Origin of the sequence: Bacillus sp. L_1B0_5, assembly GCF_000836715.1 — a bacterium.
GTDB classification, from domain to species: domain Bacteria; phylum Bacillota; class Bacilli; order Bacillales; family Bacillaceae_G; genus Bacillus_A; species Bacillus_A thuringiensis_S.
Map to the genome: position 1 here is coordinate 41,821 of NZ_JXIS01000087.1, position 24,082 is coordinate 65,902.

Consider the following 24,082-nt stretch of genomic DNA (forward strand, 5'->3'; position numbering starts at 1 on the left):
CCTAATCTGTATTAGTTACTACCTTTTACTTGGTTCATTACTTCTTCAGCAAAGTTGTCTTCGCGTTTTTCGATACCTTCACCAACAGCGTAGCGAACGAATCCTTTTAATGTTCCGCCTTTAGACTCAACGAACTGACGAACTTTCATATCAGGGTTTTTAACGAATGCTTGGTCAAGTAAGCAAATCTCTTCGAAGAATTTGCCTAGACGGCCTTCAACCATTTTTGCAACGATTTTTTCAGGCTTGCCTTCGTTTAATGCTTGTTGTGTTAATACTTGACGCTCATGCTCAACTTCTTCAGCTGTTACAGCATCGCGGTCGATGTATTTAGGGTTAACTGCAGCGATGTGCATTGCAACATCTTTAGCAGCAGCTTCATCAGTAGAACCTTCAAGAACTGTTAATACACCAATGCGTCCACCCATGTGTAGGTAAGCGCCGAATGCATCTGCATCAGTTTTTGATACGATTTCGAAACGACGAAGTGTAAGTTTTTCACCAATTTTAGCGATTGCTTCGTTGATGTGCTCTTCAACGTTTTTACCGTTTTCCATTGTTTGAGCCATAGCTTCTTCAACGTTAGCTGGTTTGTTAGTTAATAAGTGAGCAGCTAATTCTTTAATTAGTGTTTGGAAACCTTCGTTTTTCGCAACGAAATCAGTTTCAGAGTTTAATTCTAAGATTAAAGCGTCGTTACCGTTTGTTTCGATGAAAGTTAAACCTTCAGCAGCAATGCGGTCTGCTTTTTTAGCAGCTTTCGCAATACCTTTTTCGCGTAAGAAGTCAATTGCCTTCTCCATGTCGCCGTTAGTTTCTGTTAAAGCTTTTTTGCAGTCCATCATACCTGCGCCAGTTTTTCCACGTAATTCTTTTACCATTTGAGCAGTGATTGCCATATTTTTCATCCTCCTAAAATATGTATTTATACCTTTTATAAAGGTGTTTATACCTTAAAAAAGGTGATAAAAGGCCGAACCCCTTATCACCTTTCCAACTTTGTTACGCAGTAACAGTTTCTTCACCTTGTTTTGCTTCAAGGATCGCGTCTGCCATTTTAGATGTAAGAAGTTTTACAGCACGAATTGCATCATCGTTTGCTGGGATAACGTGATCGATTTCGTCCGGATCACAGTTTGTATCAACGATACCGATGATTGGAATGTGTAATTTGCGCGCTTCAGCAACTGCAATACGCTCTTTACGAGGGTCTACTACGAATAATGCACTTGGAAGACCTTTCATATCTTTAATACCGCCTAAGAATTTCTCAAGACGCTCTAACTCTTTTTTAAGTTGAACAACTTCTTTCTTAGGAAGTACTTCGAAAGTACCATCTTCTTGCATTCTTTCGATGTCTTTAAGACGCTTGATACGCTTTTGGATTGTTTGGAAGTTTGTTAAAGTTCCACCTAACCAACGTTGGTTAACGAAGTACATACCAGCACGAGTTGCTTCTTCTTTAATAGCTTCTTGTGCTTGTTTTTTAGTACCTACGAATAAGATGTCTCCACCTTCAGCAGCGATGTCACGCATCGTTCTGTAAGCTTCCTCAACTTTTTTCACAGTTTTTTGTAAGTCGATGATGTAGATACCGTTACGCTCTGTGAAAATGTAACGCTTCATTTTTGGGTTCCAACGACGAGTTTGATGTCCGAAATGAACACCAGCTTCAAGCAATTGCTTCATAGAAATTACTGACATAATATAGTTCCTCCTAAATGGTTTTTGATATCCTCCGTTTACTTCATCTCTAAGCGAAACTACAAACGTAGCACCAACACTTAAATCAGTAAACGTGTGTACTTTGTACTGACACCACTGCTTACTATATCATACTGAAATATTACAATCAAGTCGAAAATGCGAACAATGTAAAACTTTCTTTGTTCATACTCGAATTCTAGTATTACCAACCTTCATTTCTTTTAAGCAAAAAAGTAAAACACAATTAATAGTTTTCCCAGAAACCACGCTTATGGCACTTTTCACAAGCGCCATCAATCCATTGCACAAAAAAACTCTCCTCGATCGAGGAGAGTTTTTTATAAATTAGTTTGTTTTTAATTTAGCAAGTTCCTGTAGAAACTTGTCGTTTAACACTTTAATGTATGTTCCTTTCATACCTAAAGAGCGAGACTCAATAACACCAGCACTTTCTAATTTACGTAGTGCATTTACGATTACAGAACGAGTAATTCCTACACGATCAGCGATTTTACTTGCAACAAGTAAACCTTCTGTTCCATTTAATTCTTCGAAGATGTGCTCAATTGCTTCTAACTCACTGTAAGATAATGAGCTGATCGCCATTTGAACAACAGCTTTACTACGTGCTTCCTCTTCGATTTCTTCTGCTTTTTCACGTAAGATTTCCATACCTACAACAGTTGAGCTGTACTCAGCAAGGATTAAATCATCATCTAAGAACTCTTGACCAAGACGAGCTAATACTAATGTACCTAGACGCTCACCGCCACCAACGATTGGTACGATTGTAGTTAAACCTTGACCAAATAATTCTCTGTTTTCTACCGGGAATGCTGTATAAGCACTGTTCACATCTAAATTTGAAGATGTTTCTGTAATGTTGAATAAGCTTTGTGTATATTCTTCCGGGAACTGACGCTCTGCAAGCATTTGTTTCATACGCTCATTTTCGATTTGTTGGTGAATTGCATAACCTAGTAATTTACCACGACGACTTACAACGAACACGTTTGCTTCAATTACTTCACACATTGTGTCAGACATTTCTCTAAAGTTTACAGGCTTCCCTGCAGCGCTCTGTAATAACGCATTTAATTTTCTCGTTTTTGCTAATAATTCCATTTCAAAAGTTCCTCCTACATGTTACTTACATATTTTTTCATCACTTGGAAACTAGGGCGAGTCACCTGATGACACTATTACAAAATAAACTGGCTCACATCTTTATTTTTAGCAATTGTTGCTAATTTCTCCTCAACGTATTGAGGTGTTATCGTTATTTTTTCTAACGTAATTTCAGATGCTTCAAACGATAAATCTTCAAGGAGCTTCTCCATAATCGTATGAAGTCTTCTTGCTCCAATATTATCTGTATCCTGATTAACTTGATAAGCAATCTCAGCAATCTTACGAATAGCTTCGTCTGAAAATTCAATTTCTATACCTTCAGTCGCTAATAATGCCATATATTGTTTGATTAACGCATTGTCAGGCTCGATTAATATTTTAACAAAATCATCTGTTGATAATTTTGTTAACTCTACTCGAATCGGAAATCTCCCTTGCAATTCCGGAATTAAATCCGACGGTTTAGACATATGGAACGCTCCAGCTGCAACGAATAAAATATAATCCGTTTTTACTGATCCGTATTTTGTCGCAACATTCGACCCTTCTACAATTGGCAAAATGTCACGTTGCACACCTTCACGTGATACATCTACGCTATTCGACTGCTTACCAGCAATTTTGTCAATTTCATCGATAAAAATAATCCCGAGCTGTTCAGCACGATAAACAGCCTCTTGTGTAACTTCATCCATATCAATTAAGCGCTGTGCCTCTTCATTTGTCAAGAGTTTTCTTGCTTCTTTTACAGAAAGTTTACGTTTTTTCGTTTTTTTCGGCATAAAACTTCCTAATGCATCTTGGAAATTCATTCCCATTTGCTCCATGCCAGTTCCTTGTAACATATCAAACATAGAAGACTGTTGCTCAGTCACTTCAATCGATACAATTTCGTCTTCAAGAAGCCCTGCAGCAAGCTTTCTCTCCACATCTTGACGTTTCTTTTCGATTTCACCATCTTCTTGTGTATCAGACGTTTGACTCGAATTTTGAGCACCACCAAAAAGCATCTCTAATGGATTTTTAAATCCAGATTGCTTCTCCGGACTCGGTACTAAAATTTCAACAAGACGTTGATTCGCTTGCTCTTCTGCTTTATCTTGAACTTTCACTACCATTTCTTCTTTCACAATGCGAACAGATGTTTCCACGAGGTCACGTACCATCGACTCTACATCTCTACCCACATATCCAACTTCTGTGAATTTTGTAGCCTCAACCTTAATAAAAGGTGCTCCAACGAGTTTCGCCATTCGTCGTGCTACCTCTGTTTTCCCAACACCTGTCGGTCCAATCATCAAAATGTTCTTAGGTGCTATTTCATCACGTAAATTTTCAGCCAATTTACTGCGACGGTATCGATTTCTCAACGCTACAGCAACCGCTTTCTTTGCGTCTTTTTGGCCGATGATGTATTGATCTAATTTTTCCACAATTTGGCGCGGAGTAAAATGTAAATGCATATAAAATGCCTCCCTTACGATTCTACAATTCTTCAACAATTATGTTGTGATTCGTGTAAACACAAATATCGCCAGCAATCTCTAAACTCGCTTTCGCAATTTGTTTCGCTGTTAAGTGTTCACTTGCATATTGCTTTAAAGCACGACCTGCAGAAAGTGCATAATTCCCACCAGATCCAATTGCTAAAATACCATCATCCGGTTCAATCACTTCTCCTGTACCTGAAACAAGGAGCATAGTTGTTTTATCCATGACAATGAGCATCGCTTCTAGCTGACGTAACATTTTATCGCCACGCCATTGTTTTGCCATTTCAACAGCAGCACGCTGCAAGTTGCCATTATACTCTTCTAATTTTCCTTCAAACATTTCAAAAAGAGTAAATGCATCAGCAACTGAACCTGCAAAACCAGCTAAAACTTTACCTTGGAAAAGCCTGCGAACTTTACGAGCTGTATGTTTCATTACAACAGCATTTCCCATTGTCACCTGGCCATCTCCAGCCATTGCACATTCTCCATTATGATGAACTGCAAATATCGTTGTAGCGTGGAAATTCCCCATAGAAAAAACTCCTTTATTTGTTTTTATAGCTTTTAAAGCAATTTATGCCCGCGGGTGATGCTTCATGTAAACAGAACGCAATCTTTCTTTAGAGACATGCGTATAAATTTGTGTCGTCGACAAATTCTCATGGCCTAATAGCTCCTGTACAGTACGTAAATCCGCCCCTTCATCTAACATATGTGTAGCAAATGTATGCCTTAACATATGGGGACTTATCCGCATTGTCAGTGAAGCCTTTTTAATGAGTTCGTTTAAAACATAACGAACTCCACGACTTGTTAGCGGCGTACCTTTCGCATTTAAAAATACCATATGAGAGTCTTCTTCAGTCTTATTAACTAACTGTTTTCTCCCATTTTCTATATAGGTAATTAAAGAATCTTGTGCATAGCTTCCGAACGGAATATATCTTTGTTTTTTTCCTTTTCCCATTACTAAAATTGTTCCCACCGCAAAGTCAATATCGGTAAGTTGTAAATTGACACATTCACTCACACGGATCCCAGTCGCATACATCAACTCTAATAAAGCTTGATTCCTTTGACCGAGTGGCGTTCCCGTGTCAGAAACTTCGAATAATTCTTCTAACTCTTCAGCATATAAAAACTTTGGGATTGACAATTCTTTTTTGGGGAGTGACGCAAGTGCAAACGGATTATCCTTCCGATAACCTTCACGCATCAAAAAACGATATAAACTTCGTAAGCTTGATACTTTTCTTGCGACAGATTTACGGGCTAACTTTTCATCGTGCAACGTCGTTAAGTACAAACGAACATCCGCGTATGTAACGTCTAAAAAAGAGGATATGCTTTCTCGCTCCATAAATTGCACAAAATGTTCTAAATCATTTTGATAACTTGCAATTGTATATTTTGAATAATTTCTTTCAATTTGTAAATATCCAACGAATAATTGTAACAATTTCTTCACATTCACACAATTCACCTCAATAAAGGCTACTAAATCGTATCACAACTTAGTAGCCTTTGCAAGAAATTTAACTAAATATTTACAAAATTTTGAATCGTTTCTAAAGCACGTGCTGCGTATGCTTCATTTCGTTCTGCTTTCTTTTTGAGTTTCTTCTCTAACGGTGCAAATAGACCGAAGTTCGCATTCATCGGTTGGAAGTTTTTAGCATTCGTTGCCGTAATGTAATTTGCCATGCTACCCATTGCAGTTACTGGCGGTAATACAATCGGCTCTTCACCTTGCACAAGACGTGCAGCATTAATTCCTGCTAATAATCCTGATGCTGCTGATTCAACATATCCCTCTACTCCAGTCATTTGACCAGCGAAGAATAAATCATCACGTTGTTTATATTGATATGTTGGACGAAGCAAATTAGGTGAATTAATAAACGTATTACGATGCATTACACCATAACGTACAATCTCTGCATTTTCCAATCCCGGAATTAACTGTAGCACTTCTTTTTGTGGTCCCCACTTTAAATGCGTTTGGAAACCTACGATATTGTATAAAGTTCCCGCTGCATCATCTTGACGTAACTGAACAACAGCATATGGCGTTTTCCCTGTTTTTGGATCTTCTAATCCAACAGGTTTCATAGGTCCAAATACTAGCGTCTGTCTCCCTCTACTTGCCATAACTTCTACCGGCATACAACCCTCAAAGAAAATTTCTTTTTCAAACTCTTTTAAAGGCACTGTCTCAGCGGCAATTAAAGCCTCATAAAAACGATCAAATTCTTCTTCTGTCATCGGACAGTTTAAATATGCCGCTTCCCCTTTATCATAGCGAGACTTTAAATATACTTTGTTCATATCAATGCTGTCTTTTTCAACGATTGGCGCTGCTGCATCGTAGAAATAGAAATAATCTTCACCTGTTAGTTCTTTTAATTGCGCAGCAAGATCAGGAGATGTAAGTGGACCTGTTGCAATAATTGTTGGTCCTTCTGGAATTTCAGTAAGCTCTTCATTCACTACAGTTACATTCGGATGATTCTTTACGTATTCAGTCACTTTAGCTGCGAATTCATGACGGTCAACCGCTAAAGCTCCTCCAGCTGGTACAGAGCACTCATCAGCTGCACGAATAATGACAGAATCCATCAAACGCATTTCTTCTTTAATAACTCCAACAGCATTTGTTAATGTGTTTGCACGTAATGAGTTACTGCACACTAATTCAGCAAATTTATCTGTATGATGAGCTGGCGTTTGCCTTACTGGTCTCATTTCATATAATTTTACTTGGACACCACGTTTTGCAATTTGGTAAGCTGCTTCACTTCCTGCAAGACCTGCGCCAATGACGTTTACTACTTGTGTTGTCATATATATCACCTTTCCTTTTCTTCCCGAAAAAAATGTGAGCAGTTACGCTCACATTTGTTGTTCTTCTTCATAATCGCACGAAATACATTGTACTTGCACGCCTTTTTTCAACTTCTTCTCTACAAGCATGCCTTCACACTTCGGACATTTACGACCAATCGGCTTATCCCAAGATACAAAGTCACATTCTGGATACGTACCACATCCATAGAAAAGACGTTTCTTTTTGTTACTACGACGCTCAATAATTTGCCCTTCTTCACATTTCGGACAAGTTACACCGATTTCTTTCACAATCGGTTTTGTATTACGACAATCAGGGAAATTCGAACAAGCCATAAACTTCCCGTATTTACCCATTTTAAAGACCATTGGATGTCCGCATAATTCACAGTCTTCCCCAGCTGGCTCATCTTTAATTTCCACTTCACGCATTTCTTTTTCCGCTTTTTCTAAGCGCGGTTCAAATCCTACGTAGAAATCATCAACAATTTTCACCCAATTGGCATTTCCTTCTTCCACTTCATCAAGGCTTTGCTCCATATTGGCAGTAAATTCAATGTTAATAATTTCCGGGAAAAATTCTAAAATAAGTTCAATTACTATTTCACCAAGTTCAGTCGGAACGAAGCGTTTATTATCTAAGCTTACATACCCACGCTTTTGAATCGTTTCAAGTGTAGGTACATAAGTCGACGGTCTTCCAATTCCAAGTTCTTCAAGCGTTCTTACTAAACGAGCCTCTGTATAACGCGGCGGTGGTTGAGTATAGTGTTGTTTCGGCTCTATATCTTTTGAAAATACCGTTTCTCCCACTTCTAACGGTGGCAACATCTTATCCTTCTCTTCCGCACCATCATCTTTTGACTCTACATACACTTTCATAAATCCTGGGAACTTTACAACCGATCCACTTGCACGGAACTGAACATTATTATTAATGAGTCTCGCTGTCACAGTATCCATTATAGCAGACGCCATTTGACTTGCAACAAATCGCTCCCAAATCAATTTATATAATCGAAGTTGATCACGACTTAAGAAACTTTTTAGTTCCTCTGGCTTTCTCATTACCGAAGTAGGACGAATTGCTTCATGCGCATCTTGTGCATTTGACTTTTTCGTTTCTTTCTTCTTTTCTGTTCCTATGTATTCCGTACCATACGCTTCAGTGATGTAAGTACGAGCCTCTGTTTGAGCTGTTTCTGAGATACGTGTTGAATCAGTTCTCATATACGTAATAAGACCTACAGTTCCTTGTTTTCCAAGATCTATCCCTTCATACAATTGCTGTGCAAGCATCATCGTTTTCTTTGCTCGCATATTTAACTTACGTGCTGCTTCTTGTTGCAAGGAAGATGTTGTAAACGGTAATGCAGGATTACGTTTTCGCTCTTTGCGCGTTACATTTTCAACTGAAAACGCATTGTCTTTCATCTGTTCAATTATTTCATTCACTTGTGTTTCATTCGTTAATTGAACTTTTTCACCATCTACACCGTAAAAACTTGCTTCAAATGTGTCTTTTCCTTTTACAAATTCTGTTTTAATTGTCCAGAATTCTTCAGGTTCAAAGCTTTGAATTTCCTTTTCACGTTCGATGATTAAACGAACTGCTACAGATTGTACACGCCCTGCACTTAATCCTTTTTTTACTTTCTTCCATAATAAAGGACTAATATTGTAACCAACAAGACGATCAAGTATGCGTCTTGCTTGTTGTGCATCTACTAAATCCATATTAATTGCGCGAGGATGTTTAAATGATTCTTTGATTGCATCTTTCGTAATCTCATTAAACACAACCCGACAATCTGATTCAACGTCCACATTTAACGTATTCGCTAAATGCCAAGCAATCGCTTCCCCTTCGCGGTCTGGATCGGCCGCGAGATAAACTTTCTTTGCTTTTTTCGCCGCTGATTTTAAATCTTTTAAGACGGGACCTTTACCACGAATGGTAATATACTTCGGGGTGAAGTTGTTCTTTACTTCTATCCCCATTTGACTTTTTGGCAAATCGCGAACATGTCCCATAGACGCGACAACTTTGTATTTTTTCCCTAAATATTTCTCAATGGTCTTCGCCTTAGAAGGCGACTCCACGATTACGAGGTAATCTGACATGCTAGTGCCTCCTTAAGAGGTGGATTCAAGTCTTCATTAATCTTATTGATTTCTCTTGTTTTTGTCAATCAAGAATGAATATACCATACAGCGCCAATCTACCATTTGTCAATAATTGTTTAATAAAAACATAAAAATATAAGGTTAATTTAAAATCTCTTCAAAGATATCTTCTGCATTTCTTACTAGTTTTGCCCCTTGTTGAATAAGATGATTCGTTCCCGATGCCCCCTCTATAAATATAGGTCCAGGGAGCGCAAACACCTCTCTATTTTGCTCTAACGCAAGGTCTGCAGTAATAAGGGTTCCACTTCTCGATTTCGCTTCTACAACTAAAACACCTTTACTTATGCCACTAATAATCCGGTTCCTTTTTGGAAAATACCACTTTTTCGGTGCATAGTGCGGTGGATACTCTGTCAATAACAATATATATTCCTTCCACGTTTCATATAAATGCCTATTTTCTTTCGGATACATAAAAGATAATCCATGTCCTAATATCGCAATAGTCGGGCAATACTGCCTTACTGTAACCTCATGGGACATTGTATCTATCCCTTTTGCAAACCCGCTGACAATAACCCACTTTCTTTCTAATAAAGGGTGCAAAATAAATTTCAAACTCTCATGACCATATAATGATGGCTGCCTCGTTCCAACAACTGCCAATTTATTTACTTTATTCAGAAAATCTTTCTCTCCTTTTCCATATAAAACGAAGGGAGGGTCTTGTATTTCACGTAATAATTGCGGATAAATTTCATCCCATATCGTTATATAAAAGATACGATTTTTCTCTAAATAAGATATATATTGCGGAAGATTTGAACTTTGAAGGAATTTCACTAATTCTGAAGATTTTTTCGAGGATATTCCAGTGTATTGTTCCATTTGTTTTTCGTTAAAAGTATATATGTTCTTTAATTCTGGATCGACATATAGTAGCCTCTCCATCGCTTTCCAATAATCTGCTAGCAAGTAATGAAGATGTAATAATCGCTCTCTTTTCATCTCAATTCTCCTTACCCATAATTTTTATTATGTAAACAGAAAAAGTGTAAAAAGACACCCTCAAGCAAGAAGGTGTCTTTCAACAGATTAATAGTTTTTGCAAGTCTCAAATAGACCTTTTTCTTTTAAAACAGAGATTAGCGTTTCTCCCATAACTGCTGGAGTTTCAGCTACTTTAATGCCACAAGCTTCCATTGTTTTAATCTTTTCAGCAGCAGTTCCTTTACCGCCAGAAATGATTGCACCAGCATGGCCCATACGTTTGCCAGCAGGCGCTGTTTGACCACCAATGAAGCCTACAACAGGTTTTGTCATATTAGCTTTTACCCACTCAGCTGCCTCTTCTTCTGCTGTACCACCGATTTCACCAATCATAATTACAGCATGTGTTTCTTCATCTTCATTAAATGCTTTTAACGCATCAATAAAGTCTGTACCGTTAACAGGGTCCCCGCCGATACCTACAGCAGTAGATTGGCCAATACCTTCTTGTGTTAACTGATGTACAGCTTCATACGTTAATGTACCAGAGCGCGATACGATACCTACATGACCTTTTTTATGAATGTATCCTGGCATAATACCGATTTTACATTCATCAGGCGTGATAACACCTGGGCAGTTTGGTCCAAGTAAACGTGTATGTTTACCAGCCATATACCTCTTTACGTTTACCATATCTAATACAGGAATTCCTTCAGTAATACATACTACTAAATCAATTTCTGCATCAACTGCTTCCATAATTGCATCAGCCGCAAAAGCGGGTGGAACGTATACAACTGAAGCGTTTGCGCCTGTTGCTTTCACTGCATCTTCTACAGTATCAAATACTGGTACACCTTCAATATCAGTGCCACCTTTACCTGGCGTTACACCACCGACAATTTTCGTACCGTATTCAATCATTTGTTTTGTATGGAATAAACCTTGAGAACCTGTAATACCTTGAACAATAACTTTTGTATCTTTATTAACTAATACGCTCATTTTTCTCCCCCGCTTTCTATTAGCCCACTAGTGAAACAATTTTTTGTGCACCGTCTGCCATAGATTCTGCTGCAACAATATTTAAGCCAGACTCATTTAAAATTTTCTTACCTAGTTCTACGTTTGTACCTTCAAGACGTACAACTAAAGGTAACTCAAGACCTACCTGTTTCGTTGCTTCAATAACACCTTCTGCAATAACATCACACTTCATAATGCCACCAAAAATGTTAACAAAGATACCTTTTACATTTTTGTCAGAAAGGATAATTTTGAATGCTTCTGTAACTTTTTCAGCAGTTGCACCGCCACCAACATCTAAGAAGTTAGCTGGGTCACCGTGGTAATGTTTAATGATATCCATTGTAGCCATCGCTAAACCTGCACCATTAACCATACAACCGATATTTCCATCTAAAGGAATGTAGTTTAAGTCGTATTTTGAAGCTTCAATTTCTTTTGCATCTTCTTCATCAAGATCACGAAGCTCTAAAATGTCTTTATGGCGATATAACGCATTAGAATCAAAGTTTAATTTTGCATCTAATGCCATAACTTTACCTTCACCTGTTGTAACAAGTGGGTTAATCTCAGCGATAGAGCAATCTTTTTCGATAAACGCACGGTATAAGCCCATCATAAACTTCACAGCTTGTCCTACAAGCTCTTTTGGAATATTGATGTTAAATGCAATTCGGCGCGCTTGGAAACCTTGTAAACCTACTGCCGGATCAATATATTCTTTAAAGATTTTTTCAGGTGTTTTTTCTGCTACTTCTTCAATTTCTGTTCCGCCTTCTTCAGAAGCCATTAAAACAACTTGAGAAGTTGCACGATCTAAAACTAGACCTACATAATATTCTTTTTTAATATCGCAACCTTCTTCGATAAGTAAGCGTTTTACTTCCTTACCTTCAGGACCTGTTTGATGTGTCACAAGTGTAGTTCCTAAAATGCTTTCTGCATATGTACGAACTTCATCTAAATTTTTTGCAACTTTTACTCCGCCAGCTTTGCCGCGTCCACCAGCGTGAATTTGTGCTTTCACTACACATACATCTGTTCCTAATTCTTTCGCTGCTTCTACAGCTTCTTCTACTGTAAATGCAACCTTCCCGTTCGGAACGCTAACCCCATAGCTTCTAAGGACTGCCTTACCTTGGTACTCATGGATATTCATGGTCCCATCCTCCCCTGTTTTCCTGTTTTACTCGAAAAGTTTTTTAATGTTTAAAAAACATTACATTGCCATTGTATAAGATGATTGGCACGCTGTCTACAATAAAGTGTCAGAAAACTGAAATCGCTTTATTCTTTTCCGGAAATAGTAATGTTTATATGCCAAAATAAAAAATAAGCTGTATATTTACAGCTTATTTTTGAATCATATCTTTAATTGGCGCGAATGACTTTCGGTGTTCATCTAATACTCCATGCACTTCAATTGCCTCTAAATGTTGCTTTGTGCCATATCCCATATGTTGCTCAAATCCGTATTCAGGATGCTTCTCTCCCAGTTCTTTCATCATACGATCTCTCGTCACTTTTGCAATAATGGATGCAGCTGAAATCGAAACACTTTTCGCATCACCTTTAATAATTGAAGTTTGCGGAATTGGTGTAGGAAGCTTCATCGCATCAATTAATAAATGTTGGGGTGTACAAGATAAATTCGTAACAGCATCTAACATCGCTTGTTTCGTTGCTTGGTAAATATTAATTTCATCAATAACTTGCGGTGATACAATCCCTACTCCAATTGCAATTGCTTGTACTTTTATTTCATCATAAAAACGCTCACGTTTCGCTTCACTCAGCTTTTTCGAGTCATTTAACCCTGGAATATAAAAATCCTCAGGAAGAACGACAGCCGCCGTCACAACAGGCCCAGCCAATGGCCCGCGCCCTACTTCATCAATACCTGCGATATATGTGATCCCTTTTTCACGCAAAGCATTTTCATACTTGGACATTTCAAAAAACTTCTCTTTTTCTTTCTGTTCTAACTCTTTTTGTTTATACCACTTCAAAATAAGTTTTTGAACTCCTTTTCGCTCATCTTTCATTAGCAGTTGAAAACGATCTTCTTCTTCATTCATAATTTCTTGCAATACATTTTCTGCTTCTTTTATCGTCATTTTTTGCATATATACAAGCTCCTTTTTAAACGTATCCAAAAAGAAAAGACGCACAAACGCACGTCTTATACTTCTTCTATTTTTTCCACATCTTCTACTTGCTCTGCAAACTCTTCCGGTGTTTCAAACGTCATTTTTCCAAGTTTGCCACCACGAAGCTCACGAAGTACAAGCTCAGATGTCTTATCATAATCAATCATTCCGCCGCCCATTAAGCAGCCTCTATTTTTTCCAATTGCATCGAATAATTCCACAATATCTTCTGGAATCTCATTTAAATTATAGCGTTCTTTCAAGCGTTCTGGATAATGTTTCTCCATAAAACGTAATGCGTAAACAGCTACATCTTGTAAATTTAAAATTGAATCTTTAATTGCACCCGTTGTCGCTAAGCGAAGACCCACTAATTGATCTTCAAATTTAGGCCACAGAATACCTGGCGTATCTAACAATTCCATTTCCTTCCCAACTTTAATCCATTGTTGAGCTGTTGTCACACCTGGACGATCTCCTGTTTTAGCAATATTTTTCTTTGCCAATTTATTAATTAATGTAGATTTACCAACATTTGGTATCCCTACAATTAATGCACGAATCGCTCTCGGTCTAATACCTTTTGCAACCATTTTATCAAATTTTTCTTTAACAAGCACCTTACAAGCTGCTGCAATTTCCTTCATACCTTGTCCAGCTTGCGCGTTAATCGAAATTGCCATATGGCCTTTTTCTTTAAAATATGCGATCCATTGTTTTGTTAAACGGTCATCTGCCATATCCGCTTTATTTAAAACAACAAGCCTCGGCTTATGTGTAATGATTTCATCAATCATTGGGTTTCGAGATGATAATGGTAATCGAGCATCTACAAGTTCAATTACAACATCAATTAATTTTAATTTCTCCGTTACTTGGCGTCTAGCCTTCGCCATATGCCCTGGAAACCATTGAATTACCATGTTGCCACCTTCTTTTTCATTTATTTCACAATACGTGCGTCTTCTAACGGCCAATATAACATATTAGCTTTACCAATTACTTGATCCATTGAAATCGTACCGATTGAACGGCTATCTTTACTAAAACGACGATTATCACCTAAAACAAATAATTGATCTTTTGGAACGGTTTTCTTGCCTGTCATTTCTTCAAGATTAAAATCATATGTAAGCGGTCCGTCAGCAATTTGCTTTTTCTGCTTGTCTAAATACGGCTCCTCATAAGCCTTTCCGTTAACATACAGTTTATCATTACGATACTCTATTTCATCGCCTGGCAGGCCTATAATGCGCTTAATGTAATCTTTATCTTCTGTTGCTCGAAATACGATAATATCAAAGCGTTTTGGATCTCCAATGTGATAACCAATTTTATTCACAATCATTCGATCACGATCATGTAAAGTAGGTGCCATCGATACCCCGTCTACGAGAATTGGCGCAAAGAAAAACTGTCTAATAACACCAGCTAATACAACAGCAATCAAAATTGCTTTAATCCATTCCCAAAGTGAACTCTTCTCTTTTTTCATGCATTTCCCCTCCACGGTTATGTAAGCTGTTCGTATTATACCAAAATTTCATATAGATTGGAAAAAGGGAGCTTGTGCATTTACAAGCTCCCATACATGTCTTATCGAATTTCTTTAATACGTGCTTTTTTACCGCGAAGGTTACGTAAGTAGTATAACTTAGCACGACGTACTTTACCACGGCGAAGTACTTCGATTTTCGCGATTCTTGGCGTGTGAACTGGGAATGTACGCTCAACACCTACACCGTAAGAAATCTTACGAACTGTGAATGTTTCACTGATTCCGCCACCACGACGTTTAATTACAACACCTTCGAAAAGCTGAATTCTTTCACGAGTTCCCTCAACAACTTTTACGTGTACACGTAAAGTGTCACCAGGACGGAATGAAGGAAGGTCAGTTTTTAATTGGCCTTTTGTAATTTCTGCGATTAATTGTTGCATATTAAATTCTCTCCTTTAAACAGATGCTCTTATAAAGTCTTAATAAATTACAGCGGAACATCGTTAATACGGCTACTGATTTCAGTAGCACAAATGTTATAATAGCATATTACTAGGCCTGTTGCAATAGCAAATATATGAAGTTATTACTGCTCTCGCTTTATTTCCTCAAGCCATTTTTTCTCTTGTTTAGATAGATCTCTTTCATCTAACAAATCAGGTCTACGCGTATACGTACGGCGCAAAGATTCCTTATGTCGCCATTCGTCAATATTTTTATGATTCCCTGACATTAATACATCCGGTACCTTCATACCACGAAAATCAGCCGGACGTGTATAATGAGGATGCTCTAATAAACCTGTACTAAACGAATCCTCTACTTGTGAAGCATGATTTCCTAGCACGCCTGGCAAGAGACGTACAACACTATCAGTAATAACCATAGAAGCTAATTCTCCGCCCGTTAATACATAGTCACCAATAGAAATCTCATCCGTTACGAGATGCTCACGAATTCGTTCGTCATACCCTTCATAATGCCCACATACAAAGATCAAATGTTCTTCCTCTGCAAGCTCTTCCGCTTTCTTCTGCGTAAATCTTTCGCCCTGCGGACACATTAAGACAACTCTTGGCTTACGCTCTGTCTCTTTCGTCAAATCTTCTACAGCATCAAAAATAGGCTGAGGAGTAAGCACCATACCAGCTCCTCCGCCGTAAGGATAATCGTCTACGCTATTATGCTTACTTGTTGTATAATCACGAAAGTTAACAACACGAAGGTTTACCGCTTCTTTTTCTTGTGCCTTCTTTAATATAGAAGATCCAAATACACCGGTAAACATGTCTGGGAACAACGTTAAAATATCAATTTTCATTATAGCAACCCTTCCATTACATGAATGGTTACTAATTTATTTTCAATATTAACTTGAAGTACAACGTCATCAATATAAGGAATTAAGAGATCTTGACCCTTCGGACGTTTAATCACCCAAACATCATTTGCACCAGGAGAGAGAATTTCTTTAATTGTCCCTAGCGCTTCTCCTTCTTCCGTTACAACGCTGCAACCAATAATTTCGTGATAGTAGTATTCACCTTCAGCAAGTTCGCCTAACTGCTCTTCTGGTACTTTTATTAAAGAACCTTTAAACTTCTCTACTTCATCTACATTGTTATATCCTTCAAATGTTAATAAATCGAATGTCTTATGTTGGCGATGAGAACTTACCTTCACCGGAAGGTAGTCTGTGTCTTTCTCATTCGATATGTATAGCGTGTTTCCTACTTTATATCGCTCTTCTGGAAAATCAGTACGAGAAATAACACGGATTTCTCCTCTTACGCCATGAGTATTTACAATTTTCCCTACGTTAAACCATTTTGTCATAAATAGTATGTCACCCCTGGTTTCTATATAAATTAAGCATCTCCATTTCATAGATGGAACATGCAATCTCTATTTAAATGTTAAAAAAGGGAGAGGAATAACTCCTCGCCCTTTTTACGTTTATTGAATTTCCAGTGTTACTTTTTCATCATTATGATGTCCCACTGAATACAAGAGCATTCGAATCGCTTTCGCAACTCTCCCTTGCTTTCCAATGACTTTTCCAACATCCTCAGGATGTACAGTTAATCGATACTTTATCTCTCCGTTGTAAAGTTCCTGTGTAACTTTTACATCTTCAGGATGATCGACAAGAGGCTTGACAATCGTCTCGACTAACTTCTTCATAGTCATTGCCTCAATTACTTACCTTGTTTAGATAAGTGGAATTTCTCCATGATACCTTGGTTAGAGAATAAGTTACGAACTGTATCAGATGGTTTAGCACCATTTCCTAACCATTTTAATGCTGCTTCTTCGTTGATCTTAACTTCAGCTGGTTGAGCAACTGGATTGTAAGTTCCGATTTCCTCAATGAAACGTCCGTCACGAGGAGAACGAGAATCTGCAACAACTACACGATAGAAAGGAGTTTTTTTAGCTCCCATACGTTTTAAACGAATTTTAACTGCCATTTATAAAGCACCTCCGAATTTATTTCACACAGATAATTATATTAGCAAAAAGACTATTGCTTTGTAAAGTATTTTTTCTTAACAGAGCCATCTTTTTTTCCTTACATGAATGGAAACTTCAATCCACCTAGTCCTTTTTTCTTGCCTTTTTGCATTCCCGTCATCGTCTTCATCATTTTTTTCATGTCATCGAATTGTTTGATTAGACGATTGATTTCTTGTACCGTTGTACCGCTACCTTTGGCAATGCGCTTTTTGCGACTAGCATTGATTATTTCCGGTTGTTCTCGTTCTAATTTAGTCATAGAACGAATAATTGCCTCAATATGCCCAATTTGTTTTTCATCAACTTGCGCATTTTTCAGCCCTTTAATTTTATTTGCACCAGGAAGCATTCCTAACAATTCATCAAGCGGCCCAAGTTGACGCACTTGTCCAAGTTGTTCTAGGAAATCGTCAAGCGTAAACGAAAGCGTACGCATTTTTTGCTCAAGTTCTTTTGCTTTCTCTTCATCAACTGTAGCTTGCGCTTTTTCAATTAATGTTAAGACATCGCCCATCCCTAAAATACGGGATGCCATACGCTCTGGATGGAACGCTTCAATTGCATCTAGTTTTTCACCCATACCAGCAAATTTAATCGGTGTGTTTGTTACAGCCTTAATAGATAATGCAGCACCACCGCGCGTATCACCATCTAATTTCGTTAATACAACACCTGTTAAACCTAACTGTTCATGGAAACTTTGCGCAACATTTACCGCGTCTTGTCCCGTCATCGCATCGACAACAAGGAAAATTTCATCCGGTTTCGCAACTTCTTTAACTTTCGCTAATTCATCCATTAGTTCTTCATCAATATGCAGGCGACCCGCTGTATCGATTAAAACATAATCGTGATGATCTTCTTTTGCTTTTGCAATCGCTTGTTTCGCAATTTCAACAGGACTTACTTGATCTCCTAAAGAAAATACAGGCATGTCCAATTGCTTCCCTAATGTTTCAAGCTGTTTAATTGCTGCTGGACGGTAAATATCCGCTGCAACAAGCATCGGTTTACGATTATGCTTTTTACGAAGCAAATTCGCAAGCTTACCTGTCGTCGTCGTTTTACCCGCACCTTGCAGACCAACCATCATAATAACAGTCGGTGGCTTATTAGCAACAGCAATTTTGCTTTGCTCTCCGCCCATAAGTTCTGTAAGTTCTTCCTGTACGATTTTAATTACTTGTTGTCCAGGTGTCAAACTTTTCATTACATCTTGTCCGACAGCACGCTCAGACACACGCTTTATAAAATCTTTTACTACTTTAAAGTTAACATCTGCTTCTAAAAGAGCCAGACGAACTTCTCTCATCATTTCTTTCACATCGGCTTCAGAAACTTTTCCTTTGCCGCGGATTTTTTGCATTGTCTGTTGAAGTCGGTCGGCTAATCCTTCAAATGCCATATTGCCGCCCTCCTAATCTAATTTTTCGATAGCTTCAACAACTTGTTTCATTTCTTCATTCACATGCTCTTCTTCGCTGATTAGCTGTTTTAGCTTTGCAACAAGTCGCTGTCGCTCTTGAAACTTTTGAAGTAATACTAATTTATCTTCATATTCTTCAAGCATCGCTTCAGTCCGTTTAATGTTATCATACACGGCTTGGCGACTTACATCAAATTCTTCCGCAATTTCACCAAGAGATAAATCATCTAGATAATAAAGCGACATATAACTTCTTTGTTTTTGCGTTAACAACGATTGATAAAAATCAAATAAATAGTTCATTCTCGTTGTTTTTTCGAGCATGTTGGATCATCCTTTGTTAAGTGATTTCCCTTTACATGAATTAGTTTACATGGAGTACAAAAGAGTGTCAAGTTTTTTTCTTAACATCATATATTTTTATAGAAAAAGAAGCGGAAATACCGCTTCTTTCGCTTATACTTCTTCTGTTTCTACTAAGTTCGCAAATAAACCATACACATATTGTTCTGGATCAAACTGCTGCAAGTCATCCATTTGCTCTCCTAATCCAACAAACTTCACCGGTACATCCATTTCGTTACGAATCGCTAATACAATACCACCTTTAGCAGTTCCATCTAACTTCGTTAAAACAATACCAGTAACATTCGTCGCCTCGCGGAATGTTTTCGCTTGGCTTAAACCGTTTTGTCCTGTTGTTGCATCAATAACAAGCAATACTTCATGAGGAGCACCTGGTACTTCACGCTCAATTACGCGCTTCACCTTCTCTAACTCTTTCATTAAGTTGACTTTATTTTGCAAGCGTCCTGCTGTGTCACATAGTAATACGTCTACCTTACGTGCTTTCGCAGCTTGTACAGCGTCATACATAACCGCCGCTGGATCAGAGCCAGATCCTTGTTTAATTACTTCTACACCAACGCGATCGCCCCATACTTCTAATTGTTCAATCGCTCCAGCACGGAATGTGTCTCCTGCCGCTAATAGGACAGACTTACCTTCTGATTTAAACTTATGTGCCAGTTTACCAATTGTCGTCGTTTTTCCTACACCGTTAACACCAACAAATAAAACAACCGTTAATCGGTCCTCTTGCATATTAATTTCGTTACTAAAATCGCTGTCGCCTTTGTAAATTCCTACTAACTTTTCTGAAATAACAGCTTGTACTTCTTTTGGATCTTGAATGTTACGGCGTTGCACTTCTTCTTTCAATTGATCAATTAATTCCATTACCGTCGCAACTCCGACATCTGCACCGATTAAGATTTCTTCTAGCTCTTCGAAGAAATCTTCATCCACTTTACGGTAACGATACACTAAATCATTCACTTTATCCGCAAATGAATTTCTCGTTTTTTCTAATCCTTGTTTAAATTTCTCAGTAACTGTATCCGTTTGTTTTGAAATTTTTTCTTTTAGTTTTTTAAAAAAACTCATACTTTCCCGTCCTTTCTATTCACTTGTAATAAGTTCTTCCCCGTCATCTAAACGAACCGAAACAAGTTTAGATACCCCTGATTCTTGCATTGTTACACCGTACAACACATCAGACTCTTCCATTGTACCTTTTCTATGTGTAATTACAATAAACTGCGTCTCATCACTGAATTTCTTTAAATACTGTGCAAAACGAGCTACATTCGCCTCATCAAGGGCCGCCTCTACCTCATCTAGTACACAGAACGGTACTGGGCGCACTTTTAAAATACCAAATAAAAGCGCAATTGCCGTTAAAGCACGCTCTCCACCTGAAAGTAAACCTAAGTTCTGCAATTTCTTCCCTGGCGGTTGCGCTACAATATCAATACCCGTATTTAGTAAATCCTCTGGATTGGTCATTACTAAATCCGCTCTACCGCCTCCAAATAATTCAGAGAATACCGATTGAAACTCCATTCGAATGCCTTCAAACGTAGTAGAAAAGCGTTTTTTCATTTCTTCATCCATTTCGGTAATAAGCTGGTGCAATGTCGTTTTCGCTTCTTCTAGGTCGTCTCTCTGCTCTAGTAAGAATGTATGACGCTCCGCTACACGTTCATATTCATCAATTGCCCCTAGGTTCACTGTACCTAACTCTTCTATGGATAATTTAATTAATTTTACTTTCTTACGTGCATCTTCTGCAGGCATTGTCATTGTATATTTTAGTTTTGCTGCTTCAAATGAAATCGTATATGTTTCACGCAAATGTTGTAATCTATTTTCCAACTCGACATCAAGTCGGTTTATTTTCACTTCTTGATCTTTCAACATTTCAAGAATATATTTATGTTTACCTGTCGTTTCTTTCAAATCGCGTTCTAAATGTTCTACTCTCTCTTGCAACGATATACGTTGTTCACGACGAGAGCGAATTAACTCTGAAGTTTGATTACGATCATACGCTTTCTTCTCAATCATATTCGTAATTTGCTCTTCACCACTTGAATTAGATGTCATTTCTTGTTTTAAGAACGCTAAATCCTCTTTCGTTTTTACAAGTGTCGCATCCGTTTCTTCTTTTTCCTTCGTCAATCGTTCAACTTTTTCTTTTTGATTAGATAAGCGTTGTTGCTTTTCAGCTGCCAGTACTTTTAACTCAGTCATTTCTTTTTGAACTTTTTCTTTCGAAGAATGTTGCTCACTTTTTTGTTTTGTTAAAGCTACAATTTTACTATCTAACTCAGTGATATCAGCTTGAAGATTCGTTAAAATCCCTTCTAACTCCTCTTTACGCCCTTGTATTTTTACTCGATCTTGTAAAAACCCTTCAATCTCTAAATCATAAATAGATAAGCGGTCATTAATACGATGTTCTTCTAATTCTAAACGATTAATCTCTTCTCTTAATTTCTGCTCATCTACACGCTCTGCTTCTACAGTTTGCCTTAGTTCGCGTATTTTCACTTCTTTTTCTTGAATCTCTTGTTTTACTGCTTTAACAAAGTTTTCTAACTTCGTTGTTTTTTCTTCCATATCAGTTAACTTGCGAGTCCACTCTTCTAGTTCACGTTGGCGTCCTAATAAAGAAGATTTCGCTTGTTTTACCGCCCCACCAGTCATAGAACCGCCAGGATTCACTACGTCACCATCGATTGTTACAATGCGATAACGGTATTGCAGTTGTTTCGCTAACTCATTTGCTCCGCGTAAATCTTTCGCAACAATAACAGTTCCTAATAAATTTGAAACTACATTTTCATATTTATTGTTGTACTGCACAAGTTCTGCCGCCACACCTACAAACGATGGGTGTTGATTTACAATACGTAATTGCTCAAATGATAACGATCTGCTTTTAATAACAGCTTGCGGTAAAAACGTTGCACGTCCATGTTTATTTTGCTTTAAAAATGCAATCGCATTACGAGCATGTTCCTCTGTTTGTACAACAATATGCTGCATTGCTGCACCTAGAGCGATTTCCATTGCAACTTCATATTCTTTCGGTACCGTTAACAGTTCCGCAACAGCACCCTCGATACCTTGCAACCTATTTTCTCTAGCTTTCAATACTTCACGTACACCTTGATAGAAGCCAGAATAATCTTCTTGCATCTCTTCAAGCATTTCTTTTCGAGAACGTGCCTGTTGCACAAATTGATATGCTTGATACAGTTTTGTTTCATTTTCACTATACTGCGCCTTACATTTCCCAAGCGCCGCCTCTGTCTTCTGTATGTTCGAGATAATGCCAGCTACTTTTTCTTTCACTTGTTCGTAACTTTCTACAAGTTTCGTCTTTTTCGCTGTAATTTCCATACGCATTTCTACATATTTCGCATTTTCTTCATCCAGACGCTCGTTTTTAGACGTTTGCTGTTTAGATTGTTCTTCGATCATAGATAATTCATTACGATGACTAGCTTGTTGATTTAAAAGTTCAATATAGTCACCTTTTAAATTCTCAATCTGTTCCTCTAAATTGTCAGCAAAAGTAGCAAGCAATTGCTCATTATCATGCAATTTTTGCTCCAACTCTTTTACTTCATTCACAAATTGCATTAAAGCTTCTGTACTTGACTCAATTTCACCATCATAACTTTTAGCTTTCTCTGTTAATTCAACAATTAACTGCTCAAGTTGCGCACAATGCGTCGTAGCATTTTGCTTTCTCTCTTTTAGCAACTCACGCTGCCCTTCTAGTTTTTCTAGCTCTTTACTAGAAAGAAGAAGTACTTCTTGTAACGAGTCTACAGACTCATCTACGGCTTGTAATTGTCCTCGTAATTCCTCAAGCTCTTCTTCACTTTTTTGTAAATTCGTTGACATTTTAACTTCTTCGTTTTTATTATGCCCAAACTGATTTCGAAGCGCTTCCCATTTCTCATGCAATTCTTCAATTTCATGGACAATAAGCGCCGCTTCTACTTTCTCTAATTCTTCTTTATTTTCGAGATAATCTTTCGCAATAGAAGCTTGTCTTTCTAAAGGTTCTACTTGACTACTTAATTCATGAATTATATCTTGTACACGATTTAAGTTTTCTTGTGTTTCTGCTAATTTCCCTTCAGCTTTCTTTTTGCGAAGTTTGTATTTCAGTACACCTGCCGCTTCTTCAAATACACCTCGACGCTCTTCTGACTTACTACTTAAAATCTCTTCCACTTTCCCCTGGCTAATAATTGAAAAAGCTTCTCTTCCCATACCAGAGTCCATAAATAAATCGATAATATCTTTCAATCTACATGATTGTTTATTAATATAAAAATCACTATCACCTGAACGAGATACACGACGTGTTACACACACCTCATTGTATTCAATTGGTAACCGTTGATCTTCATTATTTAAAGTTATTGTTACTTCAGCAACATTAACTGCTCTCCTCGTATCACTACCTGCAAAAATAATATCCTCCATCTTTGCACCACGTAATGATTTTGCAGATTGTTCACCAAGTACCCAGCGAATTGCATCAGTAATATTACTTTTCCCGCTTCCATTAGGTCCTACTACAGAAGTTACACCTGGGACAAAATCAACAGATACACGCTCAGCAAAAGACTTAAACCCTGCTATTTCTAATCTTTTTAAAAACACGAAAGGCCTTCCTCCTATTCTCCGTCGTTATAAATGTTCTCTATACAAAAACAAGCTATTATACGGATTTACTTTCTTTTTATTTACAAAAAAAAGAAAGTTTCATTCTATGCATAAGGAATCCCCC

23 protein-coding genes are annotated in these 24,082 nt (G+C 37.8%); all 23 read right to left on the bottom strand.

Annotated elements, in window-relative coordinates; genetic code table 11:
* Positions 1-11 precede the first annotated feature (11 nt).
* A complete protein-coding gene (tsf, locus tag RT27_RS24445; protein WP_043937867.1) occupies positions 12-899 on the bottom strand; it encodes a translation elongation factor Ts in 888 nt (295 codons plus the stop codon).
* Between the two features lie 103 nt (positions 900-1,002).
* On the bottom strand, positions 1,003-1,704 hold the full coding sequence (gene rpsB / locus RT27_RS24450; protein WP_000111485.1) for a 30S ribosomal protein S2: 702 nt from the start codon (positions 1,702-1,704) through the stop codon (positions 1,003-1,005).
* A 348-nt stretch (positions 1,705-2,052) separates the two neighbouring features.
* Positions 2,053-2,832: a GTP-sensing pleiotropic transcriptional regulator CodY gene (gene codY, locus RT27_RS24455; RefSeq protein ID WP_000421290.1), complete on the bottom strand. Its 780-nt coding sequence runs from the start codon at positions 2,830-2,832 to the stop codon at positions 2,053-2,055.
* Positions 2,833-2,909: 77 nt separating this feature from the next.
* The gene (gene hslU, locus RT27_RS24460) at positions 2,910-4,301 is read right to left on the bottom strand and encodes an ATP-dependent protease ATPase subunit HslU (RefSeq protein WP_000550084.1); all 1,392 of its coding nucleotides are present in this window, start codon (positions 4,299-4,301) and stop codon (positions 2,910-2,912) included.
* Positions 4,302-4,323: 22 nt separating this feature from the next.
* Positions 4,324-4,866, bottom strand: coding sequence for an ATP-dependent protease proteolytic subunit HslV (gene hslV / locus RT27_RS24465; protein ID WP_000526274.1), 543 nt, complete (start codon positions 4,864-4,866; stop codon positions 4,324-4,326).
* A 42-nt stretch (positions 4,867-4,908) separates the two neighbouring features.
* On the bottom strand, positions 4,909-5,808 hold the full coding sequence (gene xerC / locus RT27_RS24470) for a tyrosine recombinase XerC (RefSeq protein ID WP_016080529.1): 900 nt from the start codon (positions 5,806-5,808) through the stop codon (positions 4,909-4,911).
* 65 nt (positions 5,809-5,873) lie between these two features.
* Entirely contained in the window at positions 5,874-7,178 is a 1,305-nt protein-coding gene (trmFO, locus tag RT27_RS24475; RefSeq protein ID WP_016080528.1) for an FADH(2)-oxidizing methylenetetrahydrofolate--tRNA-(uracil(54)-C(5))-methyltransferase TrmFO, read from the bottom strand.
* A 48-nt stretch (positions 7,179-7,226) separates the two neighbouring features.
* On the bottom strand, positions 7,227-9,305 hold the full coding sequence (topA, locus tag RT27_RS24480) for a type I DNA topoisomerase (RefSeq protein WP_016080527.1): 2,079 nt from the start codon (positions 9,303-9,305) through the stop codon (positions 7,227-7,229).
* A 144-nt stretch (positions 9,306-9,449) separates the two neighbouring features.
* Complete coding sequence (gene dprA / locus RT27_RS24485; protein WP_016080526.1) at positions 9,450-10,319, bottom strand: DNA-processing protein DprA; 870 nt, start codon at positions 10,317-10,319, stop codon at positions 9,450-9,452.
* Positions 10,320-10,406: 87 nt separating this feature from the next.
* A complete protein-coding gene (gene sucD / locus RT27_RS24490) occupies positions 10,407-11,309 on the bottom strand; it encodes a succinate--CoA ligase subunit alpha (protein WP_000115178.1) in 903 nt (300 codons plus the stop codon).
* Positions 11,310-11,328: 19 nt separating this feature from the next.
* Positions 11,329-12,489: an ADP-forming succinate--CoA ligase subunit beta gene (gene sucC, locus RT27_RS24495; protein ID WP_001020790.1), complete on the bottom strand. Its 1,161-nt coding sequence runs from the start codon at positions 12,487-12,489 to the stop codon at positions 11,329-11,331.
* A gap of 193 nt (positions 12,490-12,682) precedes the next feature.
* Entirely contained in the window at positions 12,683-13,456 is a 774-nt protein-coding gene (locus RT27_RS24500) for a ribonuclease HII (protein WP_043937869.1), read from the bottom strand.
* A gap of 56 nt (positions 13,457-13,512) precedes the next feature.
* On the bottom strand, positions 13,513-14,403 hold the full coding sequence (ylqF, locus tag RT27_RS24505; RefSeq protein WP_000236702.1) for a ribosome biogenesis GTPase YlqF: 891 nt from the start codon (positions 14,401-14,403) through the stop codon (positions 13,513-13,515).
* Between the two features lie 20 nt (positions 14,404-14,423).
* Positions 14,424-14,975, bottom strand: a complete 552-nt coding sequence (gene lepB, locus RT27_RS24510; protein ID WP_000711853.1) for a signal peptidase I — start codon at positions 14,973-14,975, stop codon at positions 14,424-14,426.
* 101 nt (positions 14,976-15,076) lie between these two features.
* Positions 15,077-15,421 (bottom strand): 50S ribosomal protein L19, encoded by a 345-nt coding sequence (gene rplS, locus RT27_RS24515; protein ID WP_001186516.1) that lies wholly within the window; start codon positions 15,419-15,421, stop codon positions 15,077-15,079.
* 146 nt (positions 15,422-15,567) lie between these two features.
* Positions 15,568-16,302: a tRNA (guanosine(37)-N1)-methyltransferase TrmD gene (trmD, locus tag RT27_RS24520; protein WP_016080524.1), complete on the bottom strand. Its 735-nt coding sequence runs from the start codon at positions 16,300-16,302 to the stop codon at positions 15,568-15,570.
* Positions 16,302-16,817: a ribosome maturation factor RimM gene (gene rimM / locus RT27_RS24525; protein ID WP_043937871.1), complete on the bottom strand. Its 516-nt coding sequence runs from the start codon at positions 16,815-16,817 to the stop codon at positions 16,302-16,304. The genes trmD and rimM overlap by 1 nt, the downstream gene beginning before the upstream one ends.
* 120 nt (positions 16,818-16,937) lie before the next feature.
* Complete coding sequence (locus RT27_RS24530) at positions 16,938-17,165, bottom strand: KH domain-containing protein (RefSeq protein ID WP_000737399.1); 228 nt, start codon at positions 17,163-17,165, stop codon at positions 16,938-16,940.
* 14 nt (positions 17,166-17,179) lie between these two features.
* A complete protein-coding gene (gene rpsP / locus RT27_RS24535) occupies positions 17,180-17,452 on the bottom strand; it encodes a 30S ribosomal protein S16 (RefSeq protein ID WP_000268750.1) in 273 nt (90 codons plus the stop codon).
* Positions 17,453-17,553: 101 nt separating this feature from the next.
* The gene (gene ffh / locus RT27_RS24540) at positions 17,554-18,903 is read right to left on the bottom strand and encodes a signal recognition particle protein (protein ID WP_002173106.1); all 1,350 of its coding nucleotides are present in this window, start codon (positions 18,901-18,903) and stop codon (positions 17,554-17,556) included.
* A 12-nt stretch (positions 18,904-18,915) separates the two neighbouring features.
* Positions 18,916-19,248 (bottom strand): putative DNA-binding protein, encoded by a 333-nt coding sequence (locus RT27_RS24545; RefSeq protein WP_000891061.1) that lies wholly within the window; start codon positions 19,246-19,248, stop codon positions 18,916-18,918.
* Positions 19,249-19,380: 132 nt separating this feature from the next.
* A complete protein-coding gene (gene ftsY, locus RT27_RS24550; RefSeq protein WP_043937874.1) occupies positions 19,381-20,370 on the bottom strand; it encodes a signal recognition particle-docking protein FtsY in 990 nt (329 codons plus the stop codon).
* Positions 20,371-20,385: 15 nt separating this feature from the next.
* Positions 20,386-23,955, bottom strand: a complete 3,570-nt coding sequence (gene smc, locus RT27_RS24555; RefSeq protein ID WP_043937876.1) for a chromosome segregation protein SMC — start codon at positions 23,953-23,955, stop codon at positions 20,386-20,388.
* Positions 23,956-24,082 lie beyond the last annotated feature (127 nt).